Below are 26,427 nucleotides of genomic sequence, written 5' to 3'. Positions count from 1 at the left end.
CGCCGCTCGCCGCGGTTGACCGCGATGTCCCCACAGGTGACGCAAGAGGCCCCAGTGACCGCAAGCCTGTTCGCGCCCGTCGTGCGGCCGGGATCCGCGTAGCCCTGCTGCTCCCGGCCCGTTGCGGGTGCTGGGCGCCGGGATGAGCCTCACCGATCCTTCGTAGGCTAGGCAGTGTGAAGGGGTCACTGCTGGTCGCCGGGACGACTTCGGATGCTGGCAAGAGCGTCGTGACCACTGGGCTCTGCAGGCTGTTGGCCCGCCGCGGGGTTCGCGTTGCTCCGTTCAAGTCCCAGAACATGTCGAACAACTCGATGGTCGTGGCCGGCCCCGACGGCCAGGGCGCCGAGATCGGGCGCGCCCAGTGGATCCAGGCCGTTGCTGCCGGAGCCGCACCCGAAGTGGCGATGAACCCCGTCCTGCTCAAACCGGGGAGCGATCGGCGCAGCCATGTCATCCTCAACGGACTCCCTGCGGGCTCCATCTCCTCGGCCGAGTTCGCAGGGTCGCGAGGAGCGCTCGCGAAGGCGGCCTTCGCGGCATACGACGACTTGGTCAGCCGTTTCGACGTGGTCATCTGCGAAGGCGCCGGAAGCCCCACCGAGATCAACCTGCGCGAGCACGACTACATCAACCTCGGGCTGGCACGGCACGCCGACATACCTGTGATCGTCGTCGGGGACATCGACCGCGGCGGGCTGTATGCCGCCCTCCATGGCACCGTGGCGCTGCTGCAGCCAGCCGACCAGCGACTTGTGGCCGGGTTCGTGGCGAACAAGTTCCGGGGGGACCAGACCCTCCTCGAACCGGCCAACCGCGAGATCGAGCGCATCACCGGTCGAGCGGTACTGGGGGTGATCCCCTGGAGCCCAGCCGTGTGGCTGGACTCTGAGGACGGCCTCGACCTCGCCGGACGAGCGGCCGAGGCCGAGCACCCGTTGGTCGTCGCGGTGGTGAGGTTCCCGCGGATCAGCAACTTCACCGACCTGGACGCCCTCGGGCTGGAGCCCGACGTCGACGTGAGGTTCGCCTCCCGTCCCCAGGACCTCGCCGACGCCGACCTCGTCGTGCTCCCCGGGACCCGATCGACCATCGCGGACCTTTCCTGGCTGCGGCATCGCGGCCTGGACCGAGCTGTCGTCACCCATGCCGCCGCCGGACGCCCCGTGCTCGGCATCTGCGGCGGGTTCCAGATGCTCGGACGCACCATCACCGACCCGGAGGGAGTCGAGGGCCCGGCCGGGATGGTGACCGAGGGGCTGGGACTGCTCGACACCACGACCACGTTCGCCCCCCGGAAGGTCCTGCGCCTCGCGCAAGGAACGGCGTTGGGCGCTCCGGTGTCCGGCTACGAGATCCACCACGGGGTGACCACCACCGGCGCGGAGGAGGAGTTCTTCGGCGGAGCCCGCCGGCGGCACGTGCTCGGGACGATGGTGCACGGGAGCCTGGAGTCCGACGAGTTCCGGCACTCGCTCCTGCGCGAGGTCGCCGCGTGGGTGGGACGCCCCCACACCGCCAGTGGGGTCAGCTTCGAGGCGGCCCGGCAGACCAGGCTCGATCTCCTGGCCGACCTCGTCGAGGAGTGCGTCGACATGGACGCGATCGACACGCTGATCAACGAAGGAGCACCCTCGGGCCTGCCTGTGCTGCCGCCCGGAGATGCGAGGTGACCGCCCGAGCTCGCAGGTAGCAGCGCAACAGCGCCGACCTGCCTCTGTTCGCGTTGCGCATGCAGGCTCAGGTCCTTGCGTTGCAGCGCGAACTACGGCACTTGCATGAGATATGCCCTGTCTGTGAGTGAGAACATCCCTATGGGTCCAGTTGTTGTCAGGCTCCCGCCTCGGCGCTCCTCGAGCTCGCACGGGTCAAGGCCGAGGTGGACCCGTCCAGGACCGGCAGCACAGGGTGCCGAGCACATGAAGCGGGGGCACAGATGAGTGAGGCTCCGGCCGCCGGCTTGTCGCCATCCGTCCAGAGAGCGCTGGACTGGGCAAGCGCTGTTGCCCGGGTCCGGGAACGGACTCCTGCGGCCGACCCCGATCCGCTCCCGACGCCGAGCGACCTGTTCGTCGGCACGATGCTGGCTCACGCGGACAGTGACGGAGAGGTCCGGGTACTGCTGACACATTTCGGTCTCACGGCGCGCGACATCGTCGGCGAGCAGTACGCGCGCGTGACCCCGGTGAACCTCGCCGCCGTGGCTCCGTCGGTGAGCGTGGGTCGGCCGGTGCCGAGCGGTCCGATCGACGGCATCGTCGACTGGGCACAGCGGCAGAGCGGCGGTGACGTCCAGCTGCTCCATCTCCTCGGTGCGATGCTGGCCATCCAGACAGAGCTGATGACCAGCTTCGAGTCGGCTTTCACGTACATCGGGGAGAGCCGACAGGCCGTCGCCTCGTCGTACGAGTCGTGGCTCTCCACTCGACCTCAGGACGAGCCGCGCACCGCCGGGGCGTCCCTGCGGGAATGGCTGCAGAGAAACAACCCGCGTGCTCCGGTCAACGTCGCGGGGTTCTCGACCGATGACATCTCGAGCCCGGACCTGCCACAACAGGACCTGGTGGGAATCTCGCCGGAGGCGAATGCCCTCGCCTATCTCGTCGCCTCGCGTGACCTCGCGCCACCGCTCGCAGTTGGCCTGTTCGGGGACTGGGGAAGCGGAAAGAGCTTCTTGATGCGAGACGTGCGCAATCGCGTCCGCGGTCTGGTGGCCTTGAGCGACGGACAACCACAACACGAATCCGCCATCTGGCAGAACATCCAGCACATCGAGTTCAACGCCTGGGAGTATGTGCAGGGCGATCTCTGGGCTGGGTTGCTCGAGAAGATCTTCCAGAAGCTGGGCACGGCCATCAAGACCCGCACCCTCGTCGAGGAAAGGCAGGCCCCTGTCCGGACGCGATGGACCGAGCAGCTCGTCGTGGTCGAGAGCGCCGAGCTCGCCAAGGAGGAGCTCGGGGTTCGGGTTGAGGCCGCGGCGAACGACGTGACCAACGCCAGTGCCGCTCTCACTCAGCGAAAGCACGAGGCGGGCCAGCTGGAGGGGACCGTTCCGGAGGCCACGAGGATCGCCGCCAGAAAGGTGCTCAGCGAAGTCTGGTCCGAGGAGCGGGTCAAGGCGCTCGGAGCCGACGCGGACGGGCTGCTCACTGCGCTGGAGGAGGCCTGGGAGGAGATGCGTCAGGGCAAGGCTCTCCTGGGCCCGTACTGGAAGGACTGGCGCCGGTTCGCCGTGCTGTGCGCAGCGGTCGCCGTGGTCCCGTTGGTGACCTGGCTGGTCGGGTGGCTGACGGGTGTGGGAGACGTCGGCTCGGCGCTCGCCGGTCTGGCCGCGGGTGTGCCCGTGCTCATCGCCTGGCTGCGGCTCTTCACGAGCTGGAGCCAGAAGCAGCGGCACTCGATCGCCATGGCCCAGCAGCAGGTGCGGGCGACTCATCAGGCACCTGTCGCCCAGGCGCAGCGCGACCTGGACCGGGCGCAGGCCCGACATGCCGAGATGCTGAAGGCGCTGTCGGACCAGAGCGCCACCGTGGCACAGGAGAAGCAGCGAGCACTCGAGCTCGAGGCAGAACTCAAGACCCTCACCGCCGGGCGGGTGTTCACCGAGTTCGCAGACAAACGAAGTACCGACTACCGGGCGCAGCTCGGCTTCCTCGGGACTGTTCGGGCTGATCTGAGGACGATCGAGGCCGAGGTCACCAAGAACAACCAGATGGCCGTTGCCCCGTCGCCCGATGGGCAGCCGTCGCACAACGTGCAGATCCCCAACCGGATCGTGCTGTACATCGACGATCTCGACCGATGCCCGCCCGCGAAGGTCGTCCAAGTCCTTGAGGCCGTGCACTTGCTGCTCGCCTTCCCGTTGTTCGTCGTCTTCGTTGCGGTCGACTCGCGATGGCTCACCTCGGCGCTGCTCCAGCAACTCCATGCCCTGCGGGCTCAGGACGACGACAAGACCTCTGCGGATGGACTCCCCACGGCCCGCGACTACCTGGAGAAGATCTTCCAGCTCCCGTTCTGGGTGCAGCCCCTGTCAGGGGATGACCGCCGAAACATCGTGTCCGGCCTCCTCGGGCCAACCGTGCGCGGGGACACCGCCGAAGCCGGAAACGTGGCACCCGGAGCGCTGAGCATGGACGAGTCACGCTCTGAAGCCCTTGACGCGATGCTCGGCCAGAGCGGAAGCGGGCTCAGGCTCGAGACCAGCTCGTTGGCCCTGACTCCTACCGAGCTGGAGTTCGTCGCGAGTCTCGGCCCCCTCGTCGGTGAGACACCGCGGCGCATCAAGCGGTTCGTCAACACCGTCCAGTTCGTGCTCTCGGTGCGGCCGCCCCTCGTCGGCGACGGCCCCCACTCACCTCGACTGGCCGCCGCTCTGTTCGCAGCCATTCATGAGGGCACGCCACGCGTTGCGCGTGAGTTCTTCAAGGAATCCAAGGAGAACGAGCCGTTGGACCTCGCTCTCATGGCGCTGGGCACCGAGGATGCCGAACGGGTCCGGCTGTCGGCGTGGTTGGACCAACCCGCCAACCAGCACTGGAGGCAAGTGACGCCGCGCATCATCGGTGAGCGATGCCAGATGGTGCAGCGGCTCAGCTTCGACCGGCCCACACGTTGACCCTGCCGAAGCGCCTTCAGCGGGGCTAGCCGCGTTGTTGGGCCGCCCACGAGGCGTGCAGCGCGGCATACACGCCGTCCTGCTCGACCAGGTCTCGGTGCGGGCCGCGCTCGACGATGCGCCCACGGTCGACGACGATGACCTCGTCGGCGGCCTCGGCCGTCGAGAGCCGGTGGGCGATGGCGATCGAGGTGCGGCCGCGGGTGAGGCCTTCGAGCGCCCGCTGGAGGCGCACCTCCGTGGAGGGATCGACGGCGGAGGTCGCCTCGTCGAGCACGAGCAGGTCGGGGTCGGCGAGGTAGGCACGGGCCAGGGCCACGAGCTGCCGCTCGCCGGCGGACAGCGACTCGCCCCGCTGCCCCACCTCGGTGGCCAGGCCCTGCGGCAGGCCGGCCAGCCAGGCGTCGAGGCCGAGCTCGGTGAGGGCCAGCTTCACGTCCTCGTCGGTCGCGTCGGGTCGCCCGAACCGGACGTTCTCACGCAGCGTGGCGTCGAAGAGGAAGCCTTCCTGCGGCACCAGCACGACGCGCTCGCGCAGCGAGGAGAAGCGCACGTCTCGCAGGTCGACGCCGTCGATGCGGACGGTGCCCTCGGTGGGGTCCATCAGGCGGGTGAGCAGCTTGGCGAGGGTCGATTTCCCCGAGCCGGTCTCCCCCACGATGGCCACGCGGCTGCGCGGCCCGATGGCGAGGTTGACGTCGTGCAGGACGGTGTCGGCCCCGGGATAGGCGAAGGACACGGCGTCGAAGTCGACGGCGATCGGTCCCCGTGGCAACACCTGCCCGTCGTCACCGGGATCGGCGACGTCGGCGGGGGTGTCGATCACGCCGATGACGCGGCGCCACCCGGCCACAGCGTTCTGGAGCTCGTTGAGGATCTCGGTGGCCTGCTGCACCGGCTGGGTGAACAGGTTGACGAGGAAGAGGAAGGCGAGCAGCTGTCCGAGCGTGAGGTGGCCGCCGACGGCCTGGATGGTCCCGACGACGAGCACGACGGCAAGGGTCAGGCCAGCGACGAGCTGCCCCGAGGAGAAGGCCACGACCGAACGCACCTGGGCCCGGATCGACGCGCTGCGGTGCGCCTCGATGGCGCCGTCGATGCGGTGCGCCGTGCGCTCCTCGACGCCGTAGGCCCGGATGGTCGCCGCCCCGACAACGGACTCCGAGACCGCCGCGAGCAGGTCGCCGACCCGCTCGCGCACGACCGTGTAGGCCCGCCCGACGATCTTCTGGAACCGCCGGATGACGAACAGCAGCGGCACGAAGCACAGCCACACGACCCCCGTCAGGAGGGGGCTGTAGAAGAACATCAACCCGGTCGCGACGGCGATCTGTCCCAGGCTGAGCACGAGGATGATGCCGCCGAACTGGACGAACTGGCTGATGGTGTCGACGTCGGAGGTCACGCGGCTGACCATCGACCCCCGGCGCTCGGTGTTCTGCGTGAGCATCGACAGGTCGTGGATGTGGCGGAAAGCCTTGAGCCGCAACGACGCCAGCCCGGCCTCGGAGGCCTTGAAGAGGCGCACGTTCACGGCATACGCGCTCAGGGCGGTGGCCGCGACGGCGATCAGGGCGAGGAGCACGTAACGGGTGACCAGTCCCGGGTCGGGACCGTCCTTGCCGAGCAGCCCGTGGTCGGTCGTCTGCTGGACCACGAACGGCACGACGATCCGCCCGACGGTCGTGATCGCGGCGAGCCCGAGAGTCACCCCGAGTCCGCGCCGGAGCTCGGGCGAGAGGTCCAGCCCGCGACGCAGGGTCGCCATGGTCCCCAGGGACGAGGTCGTGTCGATGGAGGTGCTCACGCGGACGCCCCTTCCTCGTCGGCGGCGAGGGCAGCGCGCTCGGCAGCCTCTCGAGCGTAGGCCGTGACGAGCCGCTGGTAGCCGACGCACCGCTCCTCGAGCTCGCGATGCGTGCCGTGGTCGACCACCCGCCCACCTTCGACGTAGACGATCTGGTCGGCGAGCGTGATCGTCGACATCCGGTAGGCGACGACGAGCACCGAGGTGCCGGCACTGGACCGTCGCAGGCCGGCCAGGATCGCCTGTTCGACCGCCGGGTCCACGGCACTGGTGGCGTCGTCGAGGACGAGCAGCTGAGGCCGGCGGATCACGGCCCGGGCCAACGCGATCCGCTGGCGCTGACCGCCCGACAGGGAGGTGCCGCGCTCGCCCACCCGGGTCTCGATGCCGAGGGGTAGGTCCTTCACGAACCCGGTCGCCTGCGCGATCTCCAGCGCCTCCCACACCTCGGCGTCGGCGTAGTCGCCGCCCAGCGCGACGTTGCCGCTGACCGTGTCGTCGAACATGAACGTCTGCTGTGGCACCAGCGCCGCCGCCGCGGAGACCCCTCCGCGGGCGATCTCCCGAAGGTCGAAACCGTCAATGGTCACGTGCCCGCGATGCGGGTCGACCAGGCGCAGCGTGAGGTTGGTCAGCGTGGTCTTGCCCGAGCCTGTGGGCCCGACCAGGGCGACCGTCGACCCCGCGGGGACCTCGAGCGAGACACCGTGGATGGCCTGGAAGGTGCCCTCCTCGCCTGCCTCGTCGACGATGTCATAGGAGTAGTCGACCCCCCTCAGCTCGGCGTGCGAGGAGCCTCGACGCGGCAGCTGCGTCTCACCGAAGGCCAGCTCACCACGGGCCTTGAGGACCGCATCGACCCGGTCCCAGCCGACGACCGTGCGCGGGAGCTCTCCGAGCACCCAGCCGAGGGCGCGCACGGGGAAGGCGAGCACCGAGATGAGGTAGGCCACCTGGACGACCGCCGCGGGAGTGAGGGCACCGGAGGCGACCTGGTGGGCGCCCACGGCGAGGACGGCGAGCGTGCCGAGCGTCGGGATGGACTCGATGACCGGGTCGAAGGTCCCCCGGGTGCGGCCGACCTCGACGTTGGCCCGCTGCAGCCGTCGGGTGACCTCCTCGAACCGGTCGGACTCCTGCTGCTCGCGCCCCATCGACTTGACGATGAGCGCTGCCTCGAAGCTCTCGTGGGCGACTTCGCTGACCTCGGCGCGGAGCTGCTGCGCCCGGGAGACCCGCGGTGACATGGCCCGCTGGAACACCATGTTCGCGAGGAACAGCAACGGGAAGACGGTCAGGCCGATGATGGCCATCACGGGGTCGACGAGGACCATCTGCACGATGCCGGCCACCAGCATGACGATCACGCCGATCGCCATCGGCAGTGGGGCGAAGACGTTCCACGTCGCCTCGACATCGGCGTTGGCGTTGGACAAGAGCTGCCCGGAGGGGTGCCGGTGGTGCCAGGCGAGCGGGAGCCGGAGGTACTGCCGCGTCACCTCGCGGCGGAACCCGGCAGCGACGTTGTACATCGTGTAGCCGGCGGCGATCCGCCGGATCACGACCCCCACCACGTTGATGACCACGACCCCGGCGATCCATCCGAAGATGGTCCACAGCTGGGTCGCGGTGGCGTGCCCTGCGGCGACAGCCGGCTGGACCTGCTCACGCGTCACCTTGCCGATGGCCCAGGCCGTCAGCACGGTCATCACGCCGTAGAGCGTGCTCCCGGCCACCGCCAGCGCGAACCAGCGTGGCTCGCGCCGGATCCCGACGCCCACGATGCCGAGGCTGCGGCGCAGCGACGGCGCGGCGTCGACGGACACAACGAACCTCCGGATCAGGCACAAGGGTGGGAAGAGCAACCTTCTCATGTGCCGGGCATGATGGCGTCCATGACCCACCTCGCCCGGCTCGAGCGCGACGCCCTGTGTGACACCTTCCTGACCACCGGGCCGGACGCGCCCACCCTGTGCTCCCCGTGGACGACGGCCGACCTCGCGGCCCACCTCGTGGTGCGTGAGCGCCGACCGGACCTGGCGCCGGGCATCTGGGTCCCCGCCCTGGCCTCACGGCTCGAGGACGGCATGGCCGAGTACGCCGCCAAGCCGTGGGACGAGCTCGTCGACCTCGTGCGTTCGGGGCCGCCGGCCTGGTCCCCGACCCAGAACAGCCGGGTCGACAACGCGGTCAACCTCGTGGAGTTCTTCGTCCACCACGAGGACGTCCTGCGTGGTGACGAGCAGGTGGGACCTCGCAGGGAGCTGACCGAGCGAGAGAGCCGCGCCCTCTGGAAGACGTTGTCCCGCATGGGCAAGCTCTTCTTCCGCCGCAGTCCGGTGGGTGTCGTCCTCAGCACCCCGGAGGGCAAGACCCTCCATGCCAAGGACACGACCGACCTCGGCACGGTCGTGATCGAGGGCCACCCGTCCGAGCTGCTCCTGGCTGCCTACGGCCGCCGCCGCGTGGCCGCGCTCGAGGTGACGGGCAGCGACGCCGCCATCGAAGCGCTGTGGGACGCCCCGCTCGGCCTGACCTGACCCGCTGCGGAAAACGACCGCGGTCAACGCACTGGTATGCCGCCCTCCCGCAGGGCCTCCTTGACCTCACCGATGGTGAGCTCGCCGAAGTGGAAGACACTGGCGGCCAGCACGGCGTCCGCCCCAGCACGCACGGCAGGGGCGAAGTGGTCGACTCGTCCGGCTCCCCCACTGGCGATCAGGGGGATCCGCACCGCTCGGCGGACCTGCTCGATGAGCTCGAGGTCGAAACCGTCCTTGGTACCGTCGGCATCCATCGAGTTGAGCAGGATCTCACCGGCGCCGAGCTCGGCCGCGCGGGCGCACCACTCGATCGCGTCCAGCCCCGCACTCTGGCGACCACCATGCGTCGTGACCTCGAACCCCGTGGTCGGCGAGCCGGAGTTGTCGCGGCGACGCCGGACGTCGGCAGACAGCACCAGCACCTGCGAGCCGAACCTGTCGGCCACCTCGGAGATGAGCTCGGGGCGGGCAATCGCGGCCGTGTTCACGCCCACCTTGTCCGCACCGGCCCGCAGCAGCCGGTCGACGTCGTCGACGGTGCGCACTCCCCCGCCGACGGTCAGCGGGATGAAGACCTGCTCCGCGGTGCGACGCACGATGTCGTAGGTCGTCTCGCGGTTGGCACTGCTGGCGGTCACGTCGAGGAAGGTGAGCTCGTCGGCGCCCTGCTCGCCGTAGGCCTTGGCGAGCTCGACGGGGTCGCCCGCATCGCGCAGGTTGGCGAAGTTGACTCCCTTCACCACCCTGCCGGCGTCCACGTCGAGGCACGGGATGACACGGGTCGCAACACTCACTACGCGAGCCTAGCGATCTAGTCTGGAACACATGCCCAGCGACCAGATAACGGAAGCAGTCGCGGTCATCGTCACGCTGGTCGATGCCAGCGAAGCACTCTGTGGCACAACACACCTCATCTGCATCGACGGACCCAGCGGCGCCGGCAAGACGACCCTGGCGAGCGCTGTGGCGGCTGCCCTCGCAGCGCCCACCGTGCACATGGACGACCTCTACCCCGGCTGGGGCGGGGGGGGGGGGCGGGCCGCCCCCCCGCGGGTCCAGGAGTGGATCGTCGGGCCGCTCACGCTCGGCCACCCGGCCCGTTACCGGCGGTGGGACTGGGCCACCGACCGGTATGCCGAGTGGGTGCAGCTGCCGTCGTCGGAGGTGGTGGTCCTCGAGGGGTGCGGGGCGGGCGCCCTCCCGGCCGGGAAGGCGGCATCCGTCCTGGTGTGGGTCGAGGCCGAGGAGTCCGTGCGCAAGGCGAGAGGCATCGCCCGCGACGCCGTCTTCGCCCAGTTCTGGGACGGCTGGGCCGTCCAGGAACGCCGCCTCTACGAGGCGGACCGCACCTGGGAGCGGGCCGACCTCTATCTCGACACGACCCTGGACCGGCGGCAGCAGCTCAGTCGCTGACCGTCCCAGCTCCGTCGACCGTCCTCGACGCCGCGGTGAGCACGCGGCATACATAATCGGGGCATGGAACCGGCAGACATGATGGCGGCCGTCACGACCTCCATGGAGGAACGCACTGGTCGTTCGCTGGACGAGTGGGTGGCGTTGGTGCGTGAGTCCGGCCCCGACCCCCTGGACCAACGGGCCGTCCGCGCCTGGCTCAAGGAGGTGCACGGCGTCCCGCAGAACTCTCAGTGGGCCATCGCGGATGCCGCTGCCACCGGTGCGGGCTGGCAGCCTCCGGACGTCGACGCCTACACGGATGCGCTCTACAGCGGGTCGAAGGCGCACCTGCGTGCGATCCACGACGCTGTCATGACCTTGGCCGAAGCCCTCGGCGAGGACGCCAGGCGCGAGGGGCGAGGCACCTACATCCCGGTCATCCGCAAGACCCAGTTCGTCGCCGTCGCCCCAGGTCCGCGCGGGACCGTGCGTGTGGGGTTCCGCTTCCGCGGGAGCCCCCCTGAGGACGAACGCCTGTCTCCCGCGAGGGGTTTCGCGCAGGCAACCCACTGGCTCCACCTGGCCGCCGATGCCGACGAGGACGACCTCCGCTCGCTGGAGCCCCTGCTCGAGGCGGCCTACCGCCAGAACGGCTGACGTGCCCAGCGCCGACCTCGCCCGCGCCGCCGCCCGCTCCCGAAGGGAGGCGCGCGCCCGCACCGACCGGCTGCTCAGCCGGATGTTCTTCATCGTCCAGTGCGGCCTCGGCGCGGCCACCGCCTGGTGGGTGGCCAGCTCGGTCCTGCACCACACCCGGCCGTTCTTCGCCCCGGTGACGGCAATGATCTCCCTGGGGATGTCGTTCGGTCAGCGACTGCGCCGAGTCACCGAGGTGATGATCGGTGTGGCGGTCGGTGTCTTCGTCGGCGACGTCTTCGTCCACTTCTTCGGGTCCGGGTTCTGGCAGATCGTGGTCGTCGTCGTGCTCGCGATGAGTGTCGCCGCCCTCCTCGGCGCCGGGATGCTGCTCATCACCCAGGCCGGGGTGCAGTCCGTCATCGTCACCACCTTGGTGGCCGGGTCCGGGCAGGCGTTCACCCGCTGGCTCGACGCCGTCGTCGGAGGGGTCGTGGCCCTGCTCTTCACCCTGGTCGCCCCGGCTGCCCCGCTGCGCAAACCGCGACAGCAGACCGCGCTGGTGGTGCACGAGATCGGCGAGATCCTCGCCGACACGGCGCGTTCGCTGAGGGAGCACGACGCCGACCTCGCCTCGGCCACGCTCGCCCGCGCCCGCGACTCCGAGTCGATGCTCGACGAGGCCAGGGCGTTGTCCGCCGAGGGGGTGGCGGTCGTCCGGCTGTCACCGTTCAGGCGGCGCCACCTCCCCGGCGTGCAGGCCATCGCCGACCTGCTCGAACCCCTCGACCGCGCCATCCGCAACCTGCGAGTCCTGGTCCGCCGGGCCGCCATCGCGACCTGGCGTGGGGAAGAGGTTCCCACGGCATACCTGCGGCTGTTGGATGCCCTCGCCGAGACGAGCGAGGACATCGCCCATGAGCTCGGCGAACGTCGACTCCCCACCAACGCGCGGGTCGGGCTGCAACGGATCGGTGAGGCCAGCGCCGTCATCGACGCGTCGGCGGGGCTGTCCGGCGAGGTGATGCGCGCTCAGATCCGGTCGATGGTGGTCGACCTGCTGATGCTCACCGGCATGCCGCTCACGCAGGCTCGTGACCTGGTGCCCGAGTCGATGTCGACCGGACGGCAGGAGGACTGAGCGGGGCTGCGAGACTGACGGCGATGTCTTCCCGTCCCAGCCCCCACCTGCCCCCCGTCTGGCTGATGGCCCTGGCCCTGGTCGCGGTGGCTGCCAACCTGCGCACCGCCATGGCCAGCGTCCCGCCACTCACCGAGTCCATCGCGGGCGACCTCGGCCTGTCCAACACAGCCCTCGGCGCGCTCACCACCCTGCCGGTCCTGTGCATGGGGCTGTTCGCGCCCTTCGCGCAACGGATCGCCGCCCGCCTCGGCGCAGCGGCCTCCATCGAGCTGTCCATCGCATCCGTGGCCGTGGGGCTGGCGCTGCGCTTCGCAGGCGGCGCCACGTGGCCACTGTATGCCGGGACCTTCCTCGCGGGCGTAGGCATCGCCATCGGCGGCACCCTCCTCCCGGGCCTGGTCAAGGAGCTGTTCCCCCCTGAGCGGGCCGGGCTCGTCACTGGTCTCTACATGCTGGCGATGATGGGTGGCGCCGGTGCGTCCTCCGCGTTGTCGGTGCCGCTCGAGGGGTGGCTGGGATCGTGGCAGGCCGCGCTGGGATCGTGGTCAGTCCTCGCCCTCGTGGGGGTCCTGGCGTGGGTGCCGGTCCTGACGGGGCACGCCCGGCACCGTGCGGCGAACCCGTCGGTGCTGGCCCCCGTCGGGCTGCCCTGGCGACACGTCACCGCTTGGCTCGTGGCGGGCTACCTCGCGGTGCAGTCCGTCGAGTTCTACTCCACGCTGGCCTGGCTCGCCCCGTCGTACACCGCGCGCGGCTGGGACCCGACCCACGCGGGCTACCTTCTCTCGGTCTTCACAGCCGCCCAGCTCGTGTCCGGGCTCGCGGCACCGGCGCTGACCGACAAGATCACCGACCGCCGGGTGCTGCTCTTGTCGGCGGCCGTGCTCGGGCTCCTGGGACAGTCCGGGCTGTGGCTCGCACCTACGGCAGCCCCGTGGGTCTGGGCCACGGTGTTGGGATTCGGCCAAGGCGCGTCCTTCGCGCTCGGGCTGGTGCTCATGGTCGACTACGCAGGCACCGCTGCTGCCAGCGGGCGGCTGGCGGGGATGGCCTTCTTCGTCAGCTACACGGTCGCCTCGTTCGGGCCGGCGATGATGGGAACGGTCCGGGACGTGTCGGGGTCCTTCACGGCCGTCTGGGGTGCGCTGACCGTCCTCATGCTCGGCCAGGTCGCGTTCTCCTCGCTGCTCCGGCCAGGGCTGCGCAAGGTCGACTGACCGAGTCAGTCCAGGGTCACGTCGGGACTGGTGGCCGAGGGGCCGAGGGCCTGGACGAGGGCGGCGAGGCGGCCGGCCTCCGCGCGCCCGAAGCCCGAGTCCGCCTTCTGGATCGCCATGACGGCCACCGTGTCGGTGTCGGACAGGGCGATGGTCACCCACGGGTCGCCACCCGAGAACCGCACGTCGACGATCTCGCGCCAGGCCACGGTGCGGGTGGTGAAGAGGTTGCGGACGGTCAGGGAGTCGCGCGTCGGGACCGCCCTGATCGAGGCGAACCGCCACAGCAGCACCGCGATCGCGACCCCGACCGCGGCGAAGAAGATCCTGTCACCGGTGCGCCACGTCCCACCCTGCGCCGGCCCGGGCAGCAGCAGCGCGATCACGCCGAAGACCACGAGGGTGGCAGCGGCGAACGCATAGGCGACGGACCGTCCCCGTCGCGCCCGGAAGACCGCAAAGGCTGCCTGCTCGTCCGCGCTGGCGGCCCGACCCGACGGGGTCACGGTGGTCACAACCGGCAGGCAGCGATGTCGGTCACCAGGATCGCCCGCGCCCCGAGGTCGTAGAGCTCGTCCATGATGGCGTTGGTCCGCACTCGCGGGACCATCGCCCGCACGGCGGCCCACTCCTTGTTCTGGAGGGCTGAGACGGTGGGCGACTCCAGTCCTGGGGTGATGGCACAGGCTGCCTCGACGAGGTCGACAGGGACGTCGTAGTCGAGCATCACGTAGTGACGCGCCGTGACCACCCCGGTGAGGCGACGACGCAGCACGTCCACCGCGGCTGTCTCGTGAGAGCCCTCGCGACGGATGAGGACGGCCTCGCTGCGCAGGATCTCCTCACCGAAGACCTCGAGCCCCTGCTGCCGCAACGTCGTGCCGGTCTCGACGACATCCGCGATCACGTCGGCGACGCCCAGGGTGATGGCGGTCTCGACCGCGCCGTCGAGACGGACCACCTCAGCGCTGACTCCCTGGTCGGCGAGGTGCTTCCCCACGAGCCCCGGATAGCTCGTCGCGACCCGGTGACCGGAGATCTCGGCGACGCTCGCGCAGGTGCCGGGCTTCGCGGCATACCGGAAGGTCGAACCCCCGAAGCCGAGCGTCATGACCTCGATCGCCGCACTGCCGGCGTCGAGCAGCAGGTCGCGGCCGGTGACACCGCAGTCCACGGTGCCGGACCCGACGTAGACAGCGATGTCACGGGGACGCAGGTAGAAGAACTCGACCTCGTTGTCCGCGTCGGTGAGGACCAGCTCCTTGGTGTCACGACGCGTGCGGTATCCCGCCTCGCGCAGCATCTCGACCGCGGGCTCGGACAGGGAACCCTTGTTGGGCACAGCAATTCGCAGCATGTCCGTGAAGTCCTTTAGAGGTGTGCGTAGACGTCGTCGAGGGTGATGTCGGAAGCGACCATGAGCACCTGGAGGTGGTAGAGCAGCTGGCTGATCTCCTCCGCCGCGCGGTCCTTGCCCTCGTGCTCGGCAGCCATCCAGACCTCGGCGGCTTCCTCCACGATCTTCTTGCCGATCTCGTGAACGCCGGCGTCCAGCGCGCGTACGGTGCCCGAGCCCTCGGGTCGGCTCACCGCCTTCTCGGCCAGCTCGGCATACAGATCGTCGAAAGTCTTCACGGGCCAAGGGTACGGGGAGCGAGGGTGCCCAGGGTGACCGCGGTCGCCACCGCGGCCATGGCCGCCTCGTGGCCCTTGTCCTCACTGGATCCGGACAGCCCGGCACGGTCGAGTGCCTGGGCGTCGTCGTCGCACGTGAGCACCCCGAACCCGACGGGGACCCCGGTGCGGACACTGACCTGCGCCAGCCCGTGCGTCACCCCCGAGCAGACGTAGTCGAAGTGCGGTGTGCCACCGCGGATCACGACACCGAGGGCCACGAGGGCGTCGTGTGCCGGCGCGAGACGCGCGCAGGCCACGGTCAGCTCGACCGTGCCCGGCACCCGGACGAGCAGGACGTCCTCGACCCCCGCCTCGGCGAGGGCACGCTGGGCGCCCGCGACCAGTCCGTCCATGACCTCGGTGTGCCACGAGGCCGCCACGATGGCGACTCGCAGGCCCGACCCGTCGGCGGTGAGGGCAGGCGCGCCGTGACCGCTCACGCGCTGGCTCCCTGGTCGCTCGCGTCAACGACGAGGTCGTGCCCCATCCGATCGCGCTTGGTCCGCAGGTAGGCACGGTTGGCGGGGTTGGGCGCGATCGAGAGGCGCTCGACGGCCGCGACCTCGATCCCGTATCCCTGCAAGGCCGCGACCTTGGCCGGGTTGTTGGTCAGCAACCGGACCGTTCCCAGACCGAGGGCGCTGAGGATGGCCGCGCCGGCGGCATACTCCCTGCCGTCGATCGGAAGGTCGAGCTCCAGCTGGGCGTCGACGGTGTCGAGGCCGGCGTCCTGCAGGGCGTAGGCCTGAAGCTTCGAGACGAGCCCCACACCACGGCCCTCGTGTCCACGCAGGTAGACGAGCACACCGCCCTCGGCGGCGATCCGCTCCATGGATCGCTCGAGCTGTGGCCCGCAGTCGCACCTCAGGGAGCCGAAGGCGTCACCGGTGAGGCATTCGGAGTGCAGTCGCACCAGCGGGTTCGGCCCGGTGGCACCGCGCGGGCTGATCAGCGCCACGTGCTCGTCACCGGTGAGCTTGTCGCGGAACCCGATCGCCGAGAAGTCGCCGTGCCGGGTGGGCAGGGTCGTCTCGGCGAGGGTCTCGACGCGGTCGTGCAGCTGCCGCCACGCGATCAGCTGCTCGATGGTGATGACGGGGATGTTGGTGACCGCCCCGGTCGCCAGCACCTCGGGCAGGCGCATCATCGTGCCGTCGTCGTTGACGAGCTCGCCGATCGCGCCGACGGGCGCGAGCCCAGCGAGCCGGCAGAGGTCGACGGCTGCCTCGGTGTGACCGGGCCGCTCCAGCACCCCGCCGGGCTTGGCACGCAACGGGATCACGTGACCGGGACGCACGAACGACTCGGTCGTCGACGACGGGTCTGCCAGCAACCGGATGGTCTGCGCACGATCGGCCGCACTGATGCCCGTGGTCACGCCCGCCGCGGCGTCGATGGTCACGGTGTACGCCGTCCGCAGCGGGTCACGGTTGTCGGCGACCATGAGCGGAAGCCCGAGCCGGTCCGCTGCCTCGCTGGTGATCGGGGCGCAGACGTAGCCACTGGTGTGGCGGATGGTCCACGCCAGCCACTCGTCCGTCAGGGTCTGGGCGGCGAGGATGACGTCGCCCTCGTTCTCGCGGTCCTCGCTGTCGGTGACCAGCACCGGACGCCCTTCGCGCAGCGCCGCGAGGGCCGCCTCGACGGTGGCCAGACCGATCATGCCGACACCTCACTCAGCTCGGGAGCGGGGTCGCGCTCCTCACGGGAAGCCTTGAGCCAGACGAAGAAGCCGTAGACGACCAAGCCTCCGTAGACGACGAACAGGATGGCTGTCGGGTAGTACTTCGAGTGCCAGAGCAGGGGCACACCGACGAGGTCGACGGCGATCCACGCCAGCCAGAAGTCGTTCCAGCCGCGGGCCATCGCGTAGGTCGCGACCATCGAACCGACGAAGATCCAGGCGTCGCACCAGAAGTACCAGCGTGGCGCCGGCCAGCCGGCTCCGATCACGGAGAAGACCCACTGGAACACCAGCACGCCCGCGGCGGCCGCGACCAGGTATGCCACCCGCTCCTGGAGCGTGGCCCAGCGGGGTGTGATCGCGGCGGCGGAGAGATCATGACGTGCCTTGCGCTGCTCGTTCCACCGCCACCACCCGTAGACGCTGGTCAGGATGAAGAACACCTGCCTGCCGGCCTGGCCGAACAACGGCTGCTGCGCCTGTGCGTCGAAGGTCGCACCGATGAAGACCGTGAACAGGAGCACGTTGCCGACGATGCCGATCGGCCAGGCCCAGACTCGTCGTCGCAACCCGCCGATGGCGGAGGCGAAGCCGAAGGCGTTGCCGACGATCTCGCGCCACGTGATGGGGTGGCCGGCGATCGTCAGGTGCGCTTCGTAGAGCCGACTGAAGATGTTCATGCGGAGGTCTCCTTGGAGGTGAGCAGGCGTTCGACGTACTTGGCGAGGACATCAACCTCGAGGTTGACGGTGTCGCCAACTTCCTTGTGTCCCAACGTGGTGAGGGTGAGGGTGGTGGGGATCAGCGAGACGCTGAACGTCGCGTCGTCGACGGAGGAGACCGTGAGACTGACGCCGTCGACGGTGATCGACCCCTTTTCGACGACGTAGCGGGCCAGGGCGTTCGGCAGGCCGAACTGCACGACCTCCCACCGCTCCCCCGGCGTTCGCGCGAGGATCCGGGTCGTTCCGTCCACGTGGCCCTGGACGATGTGGCCGCCGAACCTGCTCGAGGCTGCCATGGCGCGCTCGAGGTTGACGGGGTCGCCGGCCCTGAGGGTACCGAGGCTGCTGCGGTCGAGGGTCTCGGCCATGACGTCGACGGTGAACTGCTCGGAGTCGTGCTCGACGACGGTCAGGCAGACGCCGTTGACGGCGATGGAGTCGCCGTGCTCGGCGTCGGACGTGACGAGTGGTCCGGCCACCGTCAGTCGGGCCGAGTCGGCACCCGCGTCGAGGGCAACGACCCGGCCGAGCTCCTCGACGATTCCCGTGAACATCAGCGAGCCCCCTTCAGTGATGCCGTGATCCGCACGTCGTCGCCGATCAGGGTGATGTCGGTCGGCTGCAGGCGCAGCGCATGGTCGATCGACGTGATCCCCAGGTCGCTGACCGACGGGCGGCCGCGCCCCAACAGGACGGGCGCGACGTAGGCCACGAGCTCGTCGACCAGGTCGGCCGCCATGAACGCAGCCGCGACGGTGGGACCCCCCTCGAGCCAGAGGTGGTGCACCTCGGCCTCGGCGAGCGCCGACAGGACGTCCTTGGGGTCGCGCGTCCGCAGCTGCCACGTGGGAGCCGCGTCGTCGAGCACTCGGGCGTCCGGCGGGAGGTCACGCTCGCCCATGACCACCCGGATCGGCTGCTCGGGGTAGAGCGAGCCGTCGAGACGTCGCGCGGTGAGCTGTGGGTTGTCGAGCAGCGCCGTGCCGGTCCCCACGAGGATCGCCCCACTGCGGGAGCGCTGCTCGTGGACGTCGGCCCGGGCGGCCTCGCCGGTGATCCACTGGCTGGTCCCGTCAGCCGCCGCACTGCGACCGTCGAGCGTGGTCGCGAGCTTCCAGGTCACCCACGGGCGCCCGGTGGTGACCAGATGGGTCCACGTCGCGTTCAGGGCCTGTGCCTCGTCGGCCAGCAGGCCGCCTTCGACCTTGACACCCCTCCTGCGCAGCCACTTGGCCCCACCCGCGGCGGCCGGGTTGGGGTCGGTCTGGGCATAGACCACCCGAGCCACGCCCGCGGCATGCAGGGCCGCCGCGCAGGGTTGGGTCCGCCCGCTGTGGTTGCACGGCTCCAGGGTGACGTAGGCCGTGCACCCCGCCGCGCGCTCCCCTGCGGCGCTCAGGGCGTCGGCCTCGGCGTGGGGCGTCCCCGCGCCGCGGTGCCAGCCGGCGGCCACGACGTCGCCGGCGGCGTCCGCGAGAACGCACCCGACGCGTGGGTTGGGGTTGGCCCGGGGGCCATGGGCAGCCAGCCCCAGGGCACGACGCATCATCGCCGTGTCTGTCGAGGTGTGCTCTGCCACTGTCCTGCCCTTGCTCGAAACCGTGTCGGTTGAGCTCCGGGGGTGTGCAGGCGGGCCTGCTGGCGAGGGTCGGAACGCAGGGTCGGCAACTGCCGCACTGCGAACCCACTGGTCCCGCTGTCGCGTGCTGCCTACCATCCGGACTTTCACCGTCGGTCTGGGAGTTCCACCCAGTCAACCGGCCGCTGGCTGCGGTCGGGTCGCGGACTGTCACCGCCGGTTCGGAATTACACCGACCCCGGAGCACGTCAGTGTCCAGTATGCCGCAGCACGGCTGGGTGCGCGCCGTCCCGTCCGCGTGACGGTCCTCACGAAGGGGGCAGCCAGGAGAACACTTGCCAGCTCTGCCTGAGCCTCTACCACATACCTCTGACATGGGTAGGGCCGCGAAATGGATTGCGCCACAACAGAATTGGTTGTGGATGGTCTTGTCGTTGCCATTCGAACAGGTGTACGATTGAGCCATGTCGGTCAGCGCTATCGCCACGCAGCGGGAGGAGGTCCAGCAGGACCTCTGGACCCGTACGGCAATGGTGGCTGGGCAGCTCAACCGGGCCCACGCCGAGCTGGCCGACATCGTCGCGAAGCTGATTGAGGGTGGGCACTGGGGCGACGGCGGTTTCCGCTCCCCCGAGCACTACCTGATCGTCCGAGCCGGCCTGTCCCCCGCGCACGCCCGCGACGTCGTCGCGGTGGCCCGACGCCGCGCGGAGCTGCCGGATGCAGCCGCGGCGGTGAGCGCTGGTGAGCTGTCGCTGGATGCGGCTGCCGTCGTGGCTCACCACGTGCCCGCCAGCCACCAGGCGTCGATGACCCACCTGGCTCGGCACGCCACGGTGCCGCAGCTGCGCCGCGCCGTGAGCCGACACGCGTTCCGCGACCCTGCGACCGAGGTGGAGTCCGCGTCCCCCGGGGTGTCTGCGGATCCTGTCGCGCTCGACCATCCGAGCGGCCCGCAAGGCGAGTCTGAGCGTCGTGCGTGTGCCAAGCCAGAGCTGTCCATGCACTACGACCGAGATGGCCGGTTCCAGCTCCGCTACAGCGCGCCCGCGACGATCGGGGCGCTCGTCGAACAGGCCGTCAAGGAGGCCAAGGACGCCTTGTTCCTCCAGCAGCGGGACGGCGACCCGCCTGCAGCCCCTCAACCCACCTACGCGGATGGCCTCGCGGAGGTCGCGCAGCGGTCCTTGGCCGGCGTTGCCTCCACGAGCCGCGCCAGCCACTACAGGGTCTACCTCCACCTGGACACGGACGGCGCCTGGATCAACGGCGGGGGCGCCATCCCGACGCGGCTCGTCAAGCGGTTCCTCACGGACGGCGCGCTCCAGCCAGTGTGGGAGACGCAGGGGCGACCGATCAGCGTCGGCCGCACGATGCGCATCCTCCCCCGGCGCTCACGCAGGCTGATCGAGGACCGCGACCGCGGATGCCGGTTTCCAGGATGCACCGCAACCCGGTTCGTCGAGATCCACCACCTCGACGACTGGGCCCACGGTGGCGCCACAGACGACGACAACCAGATCAGCCTCTGTCCGTTCCACCACGACGCCATCGATCGCGGGGACTTCACCGTCACCGGAGACCCGACTCGCCACGATGGGCTCGTCGTCGTGAATCGCTACGGGCACCAGTTGCGACCGCCAGGGCCTGACGAGCTCGCCCCACCGGACGAGGGTTCGCGCGAGTGCGACGACAGGGTCACGACCTACCGACCACCGTCGGGGGAACGAGCTCGCTGGGCTGAGATCGAGATTCCCTCCGATCGCGAGCTCGAGGACACCTTCACGCCGCGCCTGCGCGTTGTCTCAGGCGCAGCCGAGAGATCCGCCGCCGGGCCAGCAGTGATCGAGCGCGACCCCTTCGATGCGATCCGCCGCTGGGACGAGTCCGGCTGACGGCCCCAGGACACGGCCGGGACCGACGAGGATGCCGGTCTGCTCAGTGGGCGTGCGTCGCCGCCAGGGCGCGCAGCTCGTCCACCGCGGCGGCCGCGTCCTCGGCACCGTAGACGGCCGATCCCGCGACGAACACGTTGGCACCTGCCTCGGCACACTGCTCGATGGTCTTGGCTGACACTCCCCCGTCGACCTGCACCCAGACCTCGCCACCGAGGCGCCGCACCGCCTCGCGCACCTGGGCCACCTTCGGCATCTGGTCGGCCATGAAGGACTGTCCCCCGAAACCGGGCTCCACGGTCATGACGAGCACCATGTCCAGGTCGGGCAGGAGATCCTCGTACGGCGCGAAGGGGGTCCCCGGCTTGATGGCCATGCCCGCCCGGACATCCAGGGCGCGGAGGTTCTTCGCCAGGGCGCGCGGGTCGCGAGCGGCCTCGATGTGGAACGTGACGGACGCGCCGCCCGCCTCGGCATACATGGGGGCCCAGCGGTCGGGGTCGTCGATCATCAGGTGGCAGTCCAGCGGGATCGGGCTCACCTTCGCGAGGGCCTCGACGACAGGGAGCCCCAGGGTGAGGTTCGGCACGAAGTGGCCGTCCATCACGTCGACGTGCGCCCAGTCGGCGTTGGCGATGCGGCCCAGTTCGCTCTCGAGGTTCGCGAAGTCGGCGGAGAGGATGCTCGGCGAGATCTGCACGGCCGACACTGTATCCGCCCGCCAACGCGGCGACGGGGCGGGCGTCGTCGGGGGCGGCGGAGGCGGGGGACGCGTATGCGACCTACTGACCGAACGCGTCTGCCAGCAGCGCCAACGTCGCCTCACGAGCCGGTGCGAGGGCCGTGGGGGTGCCGCTCACGGCTCCGGCGACAGGGTGGACCATCACCTCGTCGACGTCGTACTCGGCAGCGAGGGCGGTGAGCTGCTCGGCGACGACGTCGGGAGTGCCGACGACCCAACGCCCACGCATCTCGGTGGCGAGATCGCGGTGCCCGTCCGCGATCCCGGCCTCCTCCGCCTGTTCGACGAGCAGTTGCGGGGCAAGTCGACCGCCGGTCCGCAGCGCCACCATCGACGCCAGGTTCGGCAGCGTGAGTCGCTCGGCCTCGACCTGGCTGGGCGCCACCACGACGTTGACCGTGAGGAAGGTGCGTGGCACCGGATGCGCGGCGGATGGCCTGAAGCCCCCGCGGTAGAGGTCGAGGGCTGCTGCCGTGCCGCGCCCCGAGAAGTGGTGGGCGAAGACGTACGGCAGGCCGCGCTCCGCCGCCAGGCGCGCCGAGTAGTCGGAAGACCCGAGCAGCCAGACGTCGGGTGCCGAGGCGGCCCGGGGAGTGGCGTGCAAGGGGTGGACGTCGCCGCCGACCCTGATGCCGACACCCTCGGGAGACATCAGGGCCATGACGTCGTCGACGTACTGAGGGAACCGCTGGACCGCGTCCTGGTCGACCCCGCCTGCGCCGTGTCGCAAGGCGTAGCTGGTCACCGGGTCGGTGCCGGGGGCACGTCCGATCCCGAGGTCGATGCGCCCCGGGTGCGCTGCTTCCAGCAGGGCGAACTGCTCGGCCACGACCAGTGGTGCATGGTTGGGCAGCATGACCCCGCCGGAGCCGACGCGAATCCGCTCCGTGGCGGCGGCCACCATCGCGATGAGGACCGGCGGGTTCGTCGCCGCCACCGCGGGCATGTTGTGGTGCTCGGCCAGCCAGTAGCGGCGGTAGCCGTGGCGGTCCGCAACCCGCGCCAGCGACCGGGTCGCGGCCAGCGCGTCCCCCGTGGTCTGGTCGCTGCGGACGGGGACGAGGTCGAGGACGGACAGCGCAGGTGTGCTCACCTGTGGGCCAACCGGCTGCCACCGAGCGCTATTCCGGCGGGGTCAGCGGACCATCCTGATCTCGGGGAGGTCGGGGAACCGGTCGTCGACGAACGTCGCACCGTCGGGCGCGAAGCCGTTCCGGACGTAGAAGGCGCGCGCTCGCGGGTTGTCGCGGAAGACCCAGAGCTCCGCGGGATCCTGCCGCTCGAGCACCGCGTCGAGGAGCCGCTGGCCCAGACCGGTGCCGTGTCGCGAAGCCTCGACATAGAGCGCCCACAGCTCCGCCGGACGGACGTGGTCGGGTCGCCCGGCCGGGTCCCGGGAGGGCCCAGCTGCGACCAGCCCGCAGATCTCCTCGCCGTTGGCGTGTTGCTCGACCGCCACGAAGCGTCTGGTGCCGGTCGGTGTCCGGGCAGCCAAGAGGCCGCGCCAGCGTTCGACGGCCGCGTCGACGGTCCACGTGGAGAAGTAGTCCTCCGGCAGAACGGCGGCATAGGTGTCGACCCATGCCTGGTGGTGCATGGCCCCCACACCCGGCGCGTCCTCGACGAGCATCGGGCGCAGCGTCACCGGCACCGGGGCGACCCTGGCTCTGCCACCGCGGTCCGCGGGACCGGTCACCCGGCTCACCCCTTCTTGCGCAACAGCGCCAGGAACATGCCGTCCGTGCCGTGCAGGTGTGGCCACAGCTGCACCGTGGCACCCGTGCCCGGGATGTCCACGACGGCGCCGTCGCTGTCGCGGACGAAGTCACGGGTGTCGAGCAGCTCGACATCCGACCGGCGCTTGGTCACGTCTCCCACGACGAACGACGTCTCGGCCAGGTGGGGGCTGCACGTGGCGTACGCGATGACTCCCCCGGGCGCCGTCGCGTCGATGGCAGAGGCGAGCAGCTCGCGCTGGAGCTTGCCGAGGTCGGCGAGGTCGGCCGTGGTGCGCCGCCACCGGGCCTCGGGGCGTCGACGCAGGGCACCCAGACCGGTGCACGGAGCGTCGACCAGCACTCGGTCGTAGTGGTCCGGCTCGTCCTCGCCGATCGTCCGACCATCTCCCGTCCGCACCGTGACGGTGCGGCCCGCCTCCGTCGCGCGCGCGATCGCGGGACGCAGCGTCTGGCGGACCAGCTCGGTACGGTGCTCGCTGACCTCGTTGGCGGTGAGGTCGGCGCCCGCCTCGATGGCCAGACCCGCGAGCAGCCCCGCCTTGCCCCCGGGGCCGGCGCACAGGTCGAGCCACTGCTCGGTCCCCTCGGTCTCGACGGGCACCGCCGCCAGTGCCAGCGCGACCAGCTGCGATCCTTCGTCCTGGACCGCTGCACGCCCCTCGCGCACCGCGGGTATGCCGCCCGGGTCACCTCCGTCGAGGACCGCACCGCAGGGTGAGAGCCGCGAGGCAGAGGCGCCGGCGCCCACGAGCTCGGCCACGGTGGCCAGTCCCGGGCGGGCCACGAGAGACACCTTCGCGGCAGCGTTGTCCGCCGTCACCAAGGCGGTCAGCTCCGCGTCCACGGTGTCGGCGGTCGCGGCGCCATGACCGAGCAGGGCGGCACGCAGCGCCTTGACGATCCACTCCGGATGCGACTGCTCGACGGCCAACCGGGCCGTCAGGTCGTCGGCCGGCACCACCTCCGCGAGCCAGGCCTCGAGGTCACGTTCGCTGATCCTGCGCATGACTGCGTTGACGAAACCTGCCGCTCCGGCGCCGTTGACCTTGCGCGCCAGCGCCACCGTCTCGTCGACCGCCGCATGGGTCGGCACCCGCATGCCCAGCAGTTGGTGGGCGCCGAGCCGGAGGGTGTCCAGGACATTGGGGTCGATCTTGGCCACGGGTCGTCCTGCCGCAACGCTGATGATGGGGTCGTAGAGCCCGTGCATCCGCACCGCGCCATAGACGAGCTCGGTCGTGAACGCGGCGTCCCGGCCGTTGATCCCCCTGTCGCGCAACACCTTCGGGAGCTCGAGGTTGGCGTAGGCGCCCTCGGCGACGGCTCGCAGGACGGTGTAGGCCGCGAGGCGTTGGGGGTCGCTGCTGCGGTTGCGCTCGCTGGGCCGCTGCGCCGATCGCTGGCTGTCGCCGTGCGTCCGCTCGGGGCGTTGACGACCCTTCGCGTTGCGGCGACCACCATCGTCGTCCCGACGAGGCCCGCGTGGTGCTTGGTCACTCATGGCTGAACCGTTCTCCTGCGTCGATGCGGACCCCTCGCGCCCAGTCGGCCGCGGCCATCTGCTTCTTGCCGTGCGGTCGCACCTGACCGAGGCGGACCGGCCCGCTGGCGGTGCCCACGTGGACCTCGCGCTTCCCGGCGGCGACTTCTCCCGGGGCAAGCTGTGGCCCGACATGACCCTCGTCGGGGTGGACGGGCAGCAGCCTGACCCGTTCGCCACGGAAGGTGGACCACGCGCCCGGCGCGGGGGTGCACCCACGCACCTGGCGATCCACCGCGACGGCCGGTCGGTCCCAGCGCACCCGTGCGTCCTCGACCTCGATCTTGGGCGCGAGCGAGACCCCGTCGACCGCCTGCGGCACGGGAGTCAGGGCACCGTCGGCGATGCCGTCCAACGTCGCGACGAGCAGGCCCGCACCCCCCTCCGCAAGCCTGCCGAGCAGGTCCCCGGCGGTGTCACGCGGGCGGATCCGTTCCGTCATCAGCCCGAAGACCGGCCCGGTGTCGAGGCCGGCCTCGATGAGGAAGGTCGAGGCCCCGGTCACCTCGTCGCCGGCCATCACGGCGTGCTGCACTGGTGCGGCCCCCCGCCACGCGGGCAACAGGGAGAAGTGCAGGTTGACCCAGCCGTGCAGCGGGATCTCCAGGGCCGCTTGCGGGATCAGGGCGCCGTAGGCCACCACCGGGCACGCATCCGGCGCCAGGGCGCGCAGTCGCTCGAGGAAGTCTGGGTCGCGCGGACGGTCCGGGGTCAGCACCTCGATGCCGAGCTCCTCGGCTCGCTGGCGCACCGGCGACCTCACCACACCTCGGCCGCGGCCGGCTCGGGCGTCGGGACGGGTCACCACGGCGACGACCTCGTGGGGGGAGGCGATCAGGGCGTCGAGCGACGGCACCGCAGGCTCGGGCGTGCCGGCGAAGACCAGCCGCATCACATCCCCCGGCCGAAGGTGGCGTGCGGACTGACCTTGACGACGGGGGCGTCGCCAGCGGCCCACTCCGCCTCACGGATCGCCTTCATGGCCGCCTTGCGCTGCTCGCGGTCCATCCGGTCGATGAACAGGATCCCGTCGAGGTGGTCGGTCTCGTGCTGCAGACACCGAGCCAGCAGCTCAGAGCCGTCGATCACCACGGGCTCACCGAACTGGTTGAAGCCCTTGGCGACGGTCCGCAGCGCCCGCGGTGTCTCGAACCTCAGGCCGGGGAACGACAGGCAGCCCTCATCGCCCTCCTGGAGCTCGCTCGAGAGGTCGAGGTCAGGGTTGACCAGGTGGCCCAGCTCGCCGTCGACCCAGTACGTGAACACGCGCAGCCCCACCCCGATCTGGGGTGCGGCGAGTCCCGCTCCGGGGGCGTCGATCATCGTCTCGGTCAGGTCCTTGACCAGCTGACGCAGCTCGCGGTCGAAGTCGACGACGGGCTCGGCCGGCGTGCGCAGCACGGGGTCACCGAAGAGGCGGATGTTCTGGATCGACAACGCTGTTCCTGTGGTTGGACGAGCATGGCTGGGCGGGCGAAAAGGG

Annotated in this window: 25 protein-coding genes and 1 riboswitch; of the genes, 8 read left to right on the top strand and 17 right to left on the bottom strand. The window is 70.5% G+C overall.

What is annotated here, in order from left to right; translation table 11 throughout:
- Positions 1 to 176: 176 nt before the first annotated feature.
- Positions 177 to 1,673 carry a cobyric acid synthase gene (locus tag AC1DS4_RS01855; protein WP_477632070.1) on the top strand — a complete coding sequence of 499 codons (1,497 nt, stop codon included), beginning with the start codon at positions 177 to 179 and terminating at the stop codon, positions 1,671 to 1,673.
- Positions 1,674 to 1,936: 263 nt separating this feature from the next.
- Positions 1,937 to 4,621, top strand: a complete 2,685-nt coding sequence (locus tag AC1DS4_RS01850) for a P-loop NTPase fold protein (RefSeq protein WP_477632069.1) — start codon at positions 1,937 to 1,939, stop codon at positions 4,619 to 4,621.
- A gap of 25 nt (positions 4,622 to 4,646) precedes the next feature.
- On the opposite strand, the gene AC1DS4_RS01845 is transcribed toward AC1DS4_RS01850, so the two are convergent.
- Together AC1DS4_RS01845 and AC1DS4_RS01840 are read right to left on the bottom strand one after the other, a co-directional pair.
- On the bottom strand, positions 4,647 to 6,389 hold the full coding sequence (locus AC1DS4_RS01845) for an ABC transporter ATP-binding protein (protein ID WP_477613414.1): 1,743 nt from the start codon (positions 6,387 to 6,389) through the stop codon (positions 4,647 to 4,649).
- Between the two features lie 35 nt (positions 6,390 to 6,424).
- The gene (locus AC1DS4_RS01840) at positions 6,425 to 8,254 is read right to left on the bottom strand and encodes an ABC transporter ATP-binding protein (RefSeq protein WP_477632068.1); all 1,830 of its coding nucleotides are present in this window, start codon (positions 8,252 to 8,254) and stop codon (positions 6,425 to 6,427) included.
- A gap of 69 nt (positions 8,255 to 8,323) precedes the next feature.
- Between AC1DS4_RS01840 and AC1DS4_RS01835 the strand changes: the two genes are divergently transcribed.
- On the top strand, positions 8,324 to 8,968 hold the full coding sequence (locus tag AC1DS4_RS01835) for a TIGR03085 family metal-binding protein (protein WP_477612739.1): 645 nt from the start codon (positions 8,324 to 8,326) through the stop codon (positions 8,966 to 8,968).
- A gap of 23 nt (positions 8,969 to 8,991) precedes the next feature.
- Here the strand turns inward: AC1DS4_RS01835 and hisF are convergent, their stop codons facing one another.
- Positions 8,992 to 9,765, bottom strand: a complete 774-nt coding sequence (gene hisF / locus AC1DS4_RS01830; RefSeq protein ID WP_477632067.1) for an imidazole glycerol phosphate synthase subunit HisF — start codon at positions 9,763 to 9,765, stop codon at positions 8,992 to 8,994.
- Between the two features lie 31 nt (positions 9,766 to 9,796).
- On the opposite strand from hisF, the gene AC1DS4_RS01825 reads away from it, so the two are divergent.
- The 4 genes from AC1DS4_RS01825 (at position 9,797) to AC1DS4_RS01810 (ending at position 13,363) form a co-directional block, all read left to right on the top strand.
- The gene (locus tag AC1DS4_RS01825) at positions 9,797 to 10,384 is read left to right on the top strand and encodes a nucleoside/nucleotide kinase family protein (RefSeq protein WP_477645979.1); all 588 of its coding nucleotides are present in this window, start codon (positions 9,797 to 9,799) and stop codon (positions 10,382 to 10,384) included.
- 63 nt (positions 10,385 to 10,447) lie between these two features.
- The gene (locus tag AC1DS4_RS01820) at positions 10,448 to 11,023 is read left to right on the top strand and encodes a DUF5655 domain-containing protein (protein ID WP_477632065.1); all 576 of its coding nucleotides are present in this window, start codon (positions 10,448 to 10,450) and stop codon (positions 11,021 to 11,023) included.
- A gap of 1 nt (position 11,024) precedes the next feature.
- On the top strand, positions 11,025 to 12,143 hold the full coding sequence (locus AC1DS4_RS01815) for an FUSC family protein (RefSeq protein WP_477632064.1): 1,119 nt from the start codon (positions 11,025 to 11,027) through the stop codon (positions 12,141 to 12,143).
- Between the two features lie 23 nt (positions 12,144 to 12,166).
- On the top strand, positions 12,167 to 13,363 hold the full coding sequence (locus tag AC1DS4_RS01810; protein WP_477632063.1) for an MFS transporter: 1,197 nt from the start codon (positions 12,167 to 12,169) through the stop codon (positions 13,361 to 13,363).
- Positions 13,364 to 13,368: 5 nt separating this feature from the next.
- On the opposite strand, the gene AC1DS4_RS01805 is transcribed toward AC1DS4_RS01810, so the two are convergent.
- From AC1DS4_RS01805 to ribD, 8 genes are read right to left on the bottom strand one after another with little or no spacing between them, the layout of a single operon-like run.
- The gene (locus tag AC1DS4_RS01805; protein ID WP_477612733.1) at positions 13,369 to 13,878 is read right to left on the bottom strand and encodes a PH domain-containing protein; all 510 of its coding nucleotides are present in this window, start codon (positions 13,876 to 13,878) and stop codon (positions 13,369 to 13,371) included.
- A complete protein-coding gene (gene hisG, locus AC1DS4_RS01800) occupies positions 13,875 to 14,720 on the bottom strand; it encodes an ATP phosphoribosyltransferase (RefSeq protein WP_477612732.1) in 846 nt (281 codons plus the stop codon). The genes AC1DS4_RS01805 and hisG overlap by 4 nt, the downstream gene beginning before the upstream one ends.
- 14 nt (positions 14,721 to 14,734) lie before the next feature.
- A complete protein-coding gene (locus AC1DS4_RS01795) occupies positions 14,735 to 14,998 on the bottom strand; it encodes a phosphoribosyl-ATP diphosphatase (RefSeq protein ID WP_477612731.1) in 264 nt (87 codons plus the stop codon).
- Positions 14,995 to 15,480, bottom strand: a complete 486-nt coding sequence (gene ribH / locus AC1DS4_RS01790; protein WP_477612730.1) for a 6,7-dimethyl-8-ribityllumazine synthase — start codon at positions 15,478 to 15,480, stop codon at positions 14,995 to 14,997. The genes AC1DS4_RS01795 and ribH overlap by 4 nt, the downstream gene beginning before the upstream one ends.
- The gene (locus AC1DS4_RS01785; RefSeq protein ID WP_477632062.1) at positions 15,477 to 16,703 is read right to left on the bottom strand and encodes a bifunctional 3,4-dihydroxy-2-butanone-4-phosphate synthase/GTP cyclohydrolase II; all 1,227 of its coding nucleotides are present in this window, start codon (positions 16,701 to 16,703) and stop codon (positions 15,477 to 15,479) included. The genes ribH and AC1DS4_RS01785 overlap by 4 nt, the downstream gene beginning before the upstream one ends.
- On the bottom strand, positions 16,700 to 17,404 hold the full coding sequence (locus AC1DS4_RS01780) for a nicotinamide mononucleotide transporter family protein (protein WP_477632061.1): 705 nt from the start codon (positions 17,402 to 17,404) through the stop codon (positions 16,700 to 16,702). Before AC1DS4_RS01780 ends, AC1DS4_RS01785 begins: the two co-directional genes overlap by 4 nt.
- The gene (locus AC1DS4_RS01775) at positions 17,401 to 18,003 is read right to left on the bottom strand and encodes a riboflavin synthase (RefSeq protein ID WP_477632060.1); all 603 of its coding nucleotides are present in this window, start codon (positions 18,001 to 18,003) and stop codon (positions 17,401 to 17,403) included. The genes AC1DS4_RS01780 and AC1DS4_RS01775 overlap by 4 nt, the downstream gene beginning before the upstream one ends.
- Positions 18,003 to 19,028, bottom strand: coding sequence for a bifunctional diaminohydroxyphosphoribosylaminopyrimidine deaminase/5-amino-6-(5-phosphoribosylamino)uracil reductase RibD (gene ribD / locus AC1DS4_RS01770; protein WP_477632059.1), 1,026 nt, complete (start codon positions 19,026 to 19,028; stop codon positions 18,003 to 18,005). The genes AC1DS4_RS01775 and ribD overlap by 1 nt, the downstream gene beginning before the upstream one ends.
- Before the next feature lie 121 nt (positions 19,029 to 19,149).
- A riboswitch (FMN riboswitch) is annotated at positions 19,150 to 19,278 on the bottom strand.
- Between the two features lie 214 nt (positions 19,279 to 19,492).
- Here ribD and AC1DS4_RS01765 point away from each other — a divergent pair.
- Positions 19,493 to 20,923, top strand: a complete 1,431-nt coding sequence (locus AC1DS4_RS01765) for an HNH endonuclease signature motif containing protein (protein ID WP_477632058.1) — start codon at positions 19,493 to 19,495, stop codon at positions 20,921 to 20,923.
- Positions 20,924 to 20,966: 43 nt separating this feature from the next.
- On the opposite strand, the gene rpe is transcribed toward AC1DS4_RS01765, so the two are convergent.
- The 6 genes from rpe to def all read right to left on the bottom strand — a co-directional run bounded on the left by rpe (position 20,967) and on the right by def (position 26,381).
- On the bottom strand, positions 20,967 to 21,623 hold the full coding sequence (gene rpe / locus AC1DS4_RS01760; RefSeq protein ID WP_477632057.1) for a ribulose-phosphate 3-epimerase: 657 nt from the start codon (positions 21,621 to 21,623) through the stop codon (positions 20,967 to 20,969).
- 82 nt (positions 21,624 to 21,705) lie between these two features.
- Positions 21,706 to 22,758 carry an LLM class flavin-dependent oxidoreductase gene (locus AC1DS4_RS01755; protein ID WP_477632056.1) on the bottom strand — a complete coding sequence of 351 codons (1,053 nt, stop codon included), beginning with the start codon at positions 22,756 to 22,758 and terminating at the stop codon, positions 21,706 to 21,708.
- A 42-nt stretch (positions 22,759 to 22,800) separates the two neighbouring features.
- Positions 22,801 to 23,361 carry an N-acetyltransferase family protein gene (locus AC1DS4_RS01750; RefSeq protein ID WP_477632055.1) on the bottom strand — a complete coding sequence of 187 codons (561 nt, stop codon included), beginning with the start codon at positions 23,359 to 23,361 and terminating at the stop codon, positions 22,801 to 22,803.
- Between the two features lie 5 nt (positions 23,362 to 23,366).
- Positions 23,367 to 24,905, bottom strand: a complete 1,539-nt coding sequence (locus tag AC1DS4_RS01745; RefSeq protein WP_477632054.1) for an RsmB/NOP family class I SAM-dependent RNA methyltransferase — start codon at positions 24,903 to 24,905, stop codon at positions 23,367 to 23,369.
- Positions 24,898 to 25,836: a methionyl-tRNA formyltransferase gene (gene fmt, locus AC1DS4_RS01740; protein ID WP_477632053.1), complete on the bottom strand. Its 939-nt coding sequence runs from the start codon at positions 25,834 to 25,836 to the stop codon at positions 24,898 to 24,900. The genes AC1DS4_RS01745 and fmt overlap by 8 nt, the downstream gene beginning before the upstream one ends.
- Complete coding sequence (def, locus tag AC1DS4_RS01735; RefSeq protein WP_477632052.1) at positions 25,836 to 26,381, bottom strand: peptide deformylase; 546 nt, start codon at positions 26,379 to 26,381, stop codon at positions 25,836 to 25,838. The genes fmt and def overlap by 1 nt, the downstream gene beginning before the upstream one ends.
- Between the last annotated feature and the right edge of the window lie 46 nt (positions 26,382 to 26,427).

This window comes from Pedococcus sp. P3_C7 (assembly GCF_056402615.1).
Note: the sequence above shows the minus strand (reverse complement) of the source record. Positions and strands in the feature narration are given on the sequence as shown.

Coding starts and splice junctions, on each gene's coding strand:
- AC1DS4_RS01775 (WP_477632060.1), bottom strand. CDS start 18,003: ATGTTCACGGGAATCGTCGAGGAGCTCGGCCGGGTCGTTGCCCTCGAC.
- AC1DS4_RS01825 (WP_477645979.1), top strand. CDS start 9,797: ATGCCCAGCGACCAGATAACGGAAGCAGTCGCGGTCATCGTCACGCTG.
- fmt (WP_477632053.1), bottom strand. CDS start 25,836: ATGCGGCTGGTCTTCGCCGGCACGCCCGAGCCTGCGGTGCCGTCGCTC.
- AC1DS4_RS01850 (WP_477632069.1), top strand. CDS start 1,937: ATGAGTGAGGCTCCGGCCGCCGGCTTGTCGCCATCCGTCCAGAGAGCG.
- hisG (WP_477612732.1), bottom strand. CDS start 14,720: ATGCTGCGAATTGCTGTGCCCAACAAGGGTTCCCTGTCCGAGCCCGCG.
- AC1DS4_RS01780 (WP_477632061.1), bottom strand. CDS start 17,404: ATGAACATCTTCAGTCGGCTCTACGAAGCGCACCTGACGATCGCCGGC.
- AC1DS4_RS01835 (WP_477612739.1), top strand. CDS start 8,324: ATGACCCACCTCGCCCGGCTCGAGCGCGACGCCCTGTGTGACACCTTC.
- AC1DS4_RS01745 (WP_477632054.1), bottom strand. CDS start 24,905: ATGAGTGACCAAGCACCACGCGGGCCTCGTCGGGACGACGATGGTGGT.
- AC1DS4_RS01765 (WP_477632058.1), top strand. CDS start 19,493: ATGTCGGTCAGCGCTATCGCCACGCAGCGGGAGGAGGTCCAGCAGGAC.
- AC1DS4_RS01785 (WP_477632062.1), bottom strand. CDS start 16,703: ATGATCGGTCTGGCCACCGTCGAGGCGGCCCTCGCGGCGCTGCGCGAA.
- AC1DS4_RS01845 (WP_477613414.1), bottom strand. CDS start 6,389: ATGGCGACCCTGCGTCGCGGGCTGGACCTCTCGCCCGAGCTCCGGCGC.
- AC1DS4_RS01810 (WP_477632063.1), top strand. CDS start 12,167: ATGTCTTCCCGTCCCAGCCCCCACCTGCCCCCCGTCTGGCTGATGGCC.
- AC1DS4_RS01820 (WP_477632065.1), top strand. CDS start 10,448: ATGGAACCGGCAGACATGATGGCGGCCGTCACGACCTCCATGGAGGAA.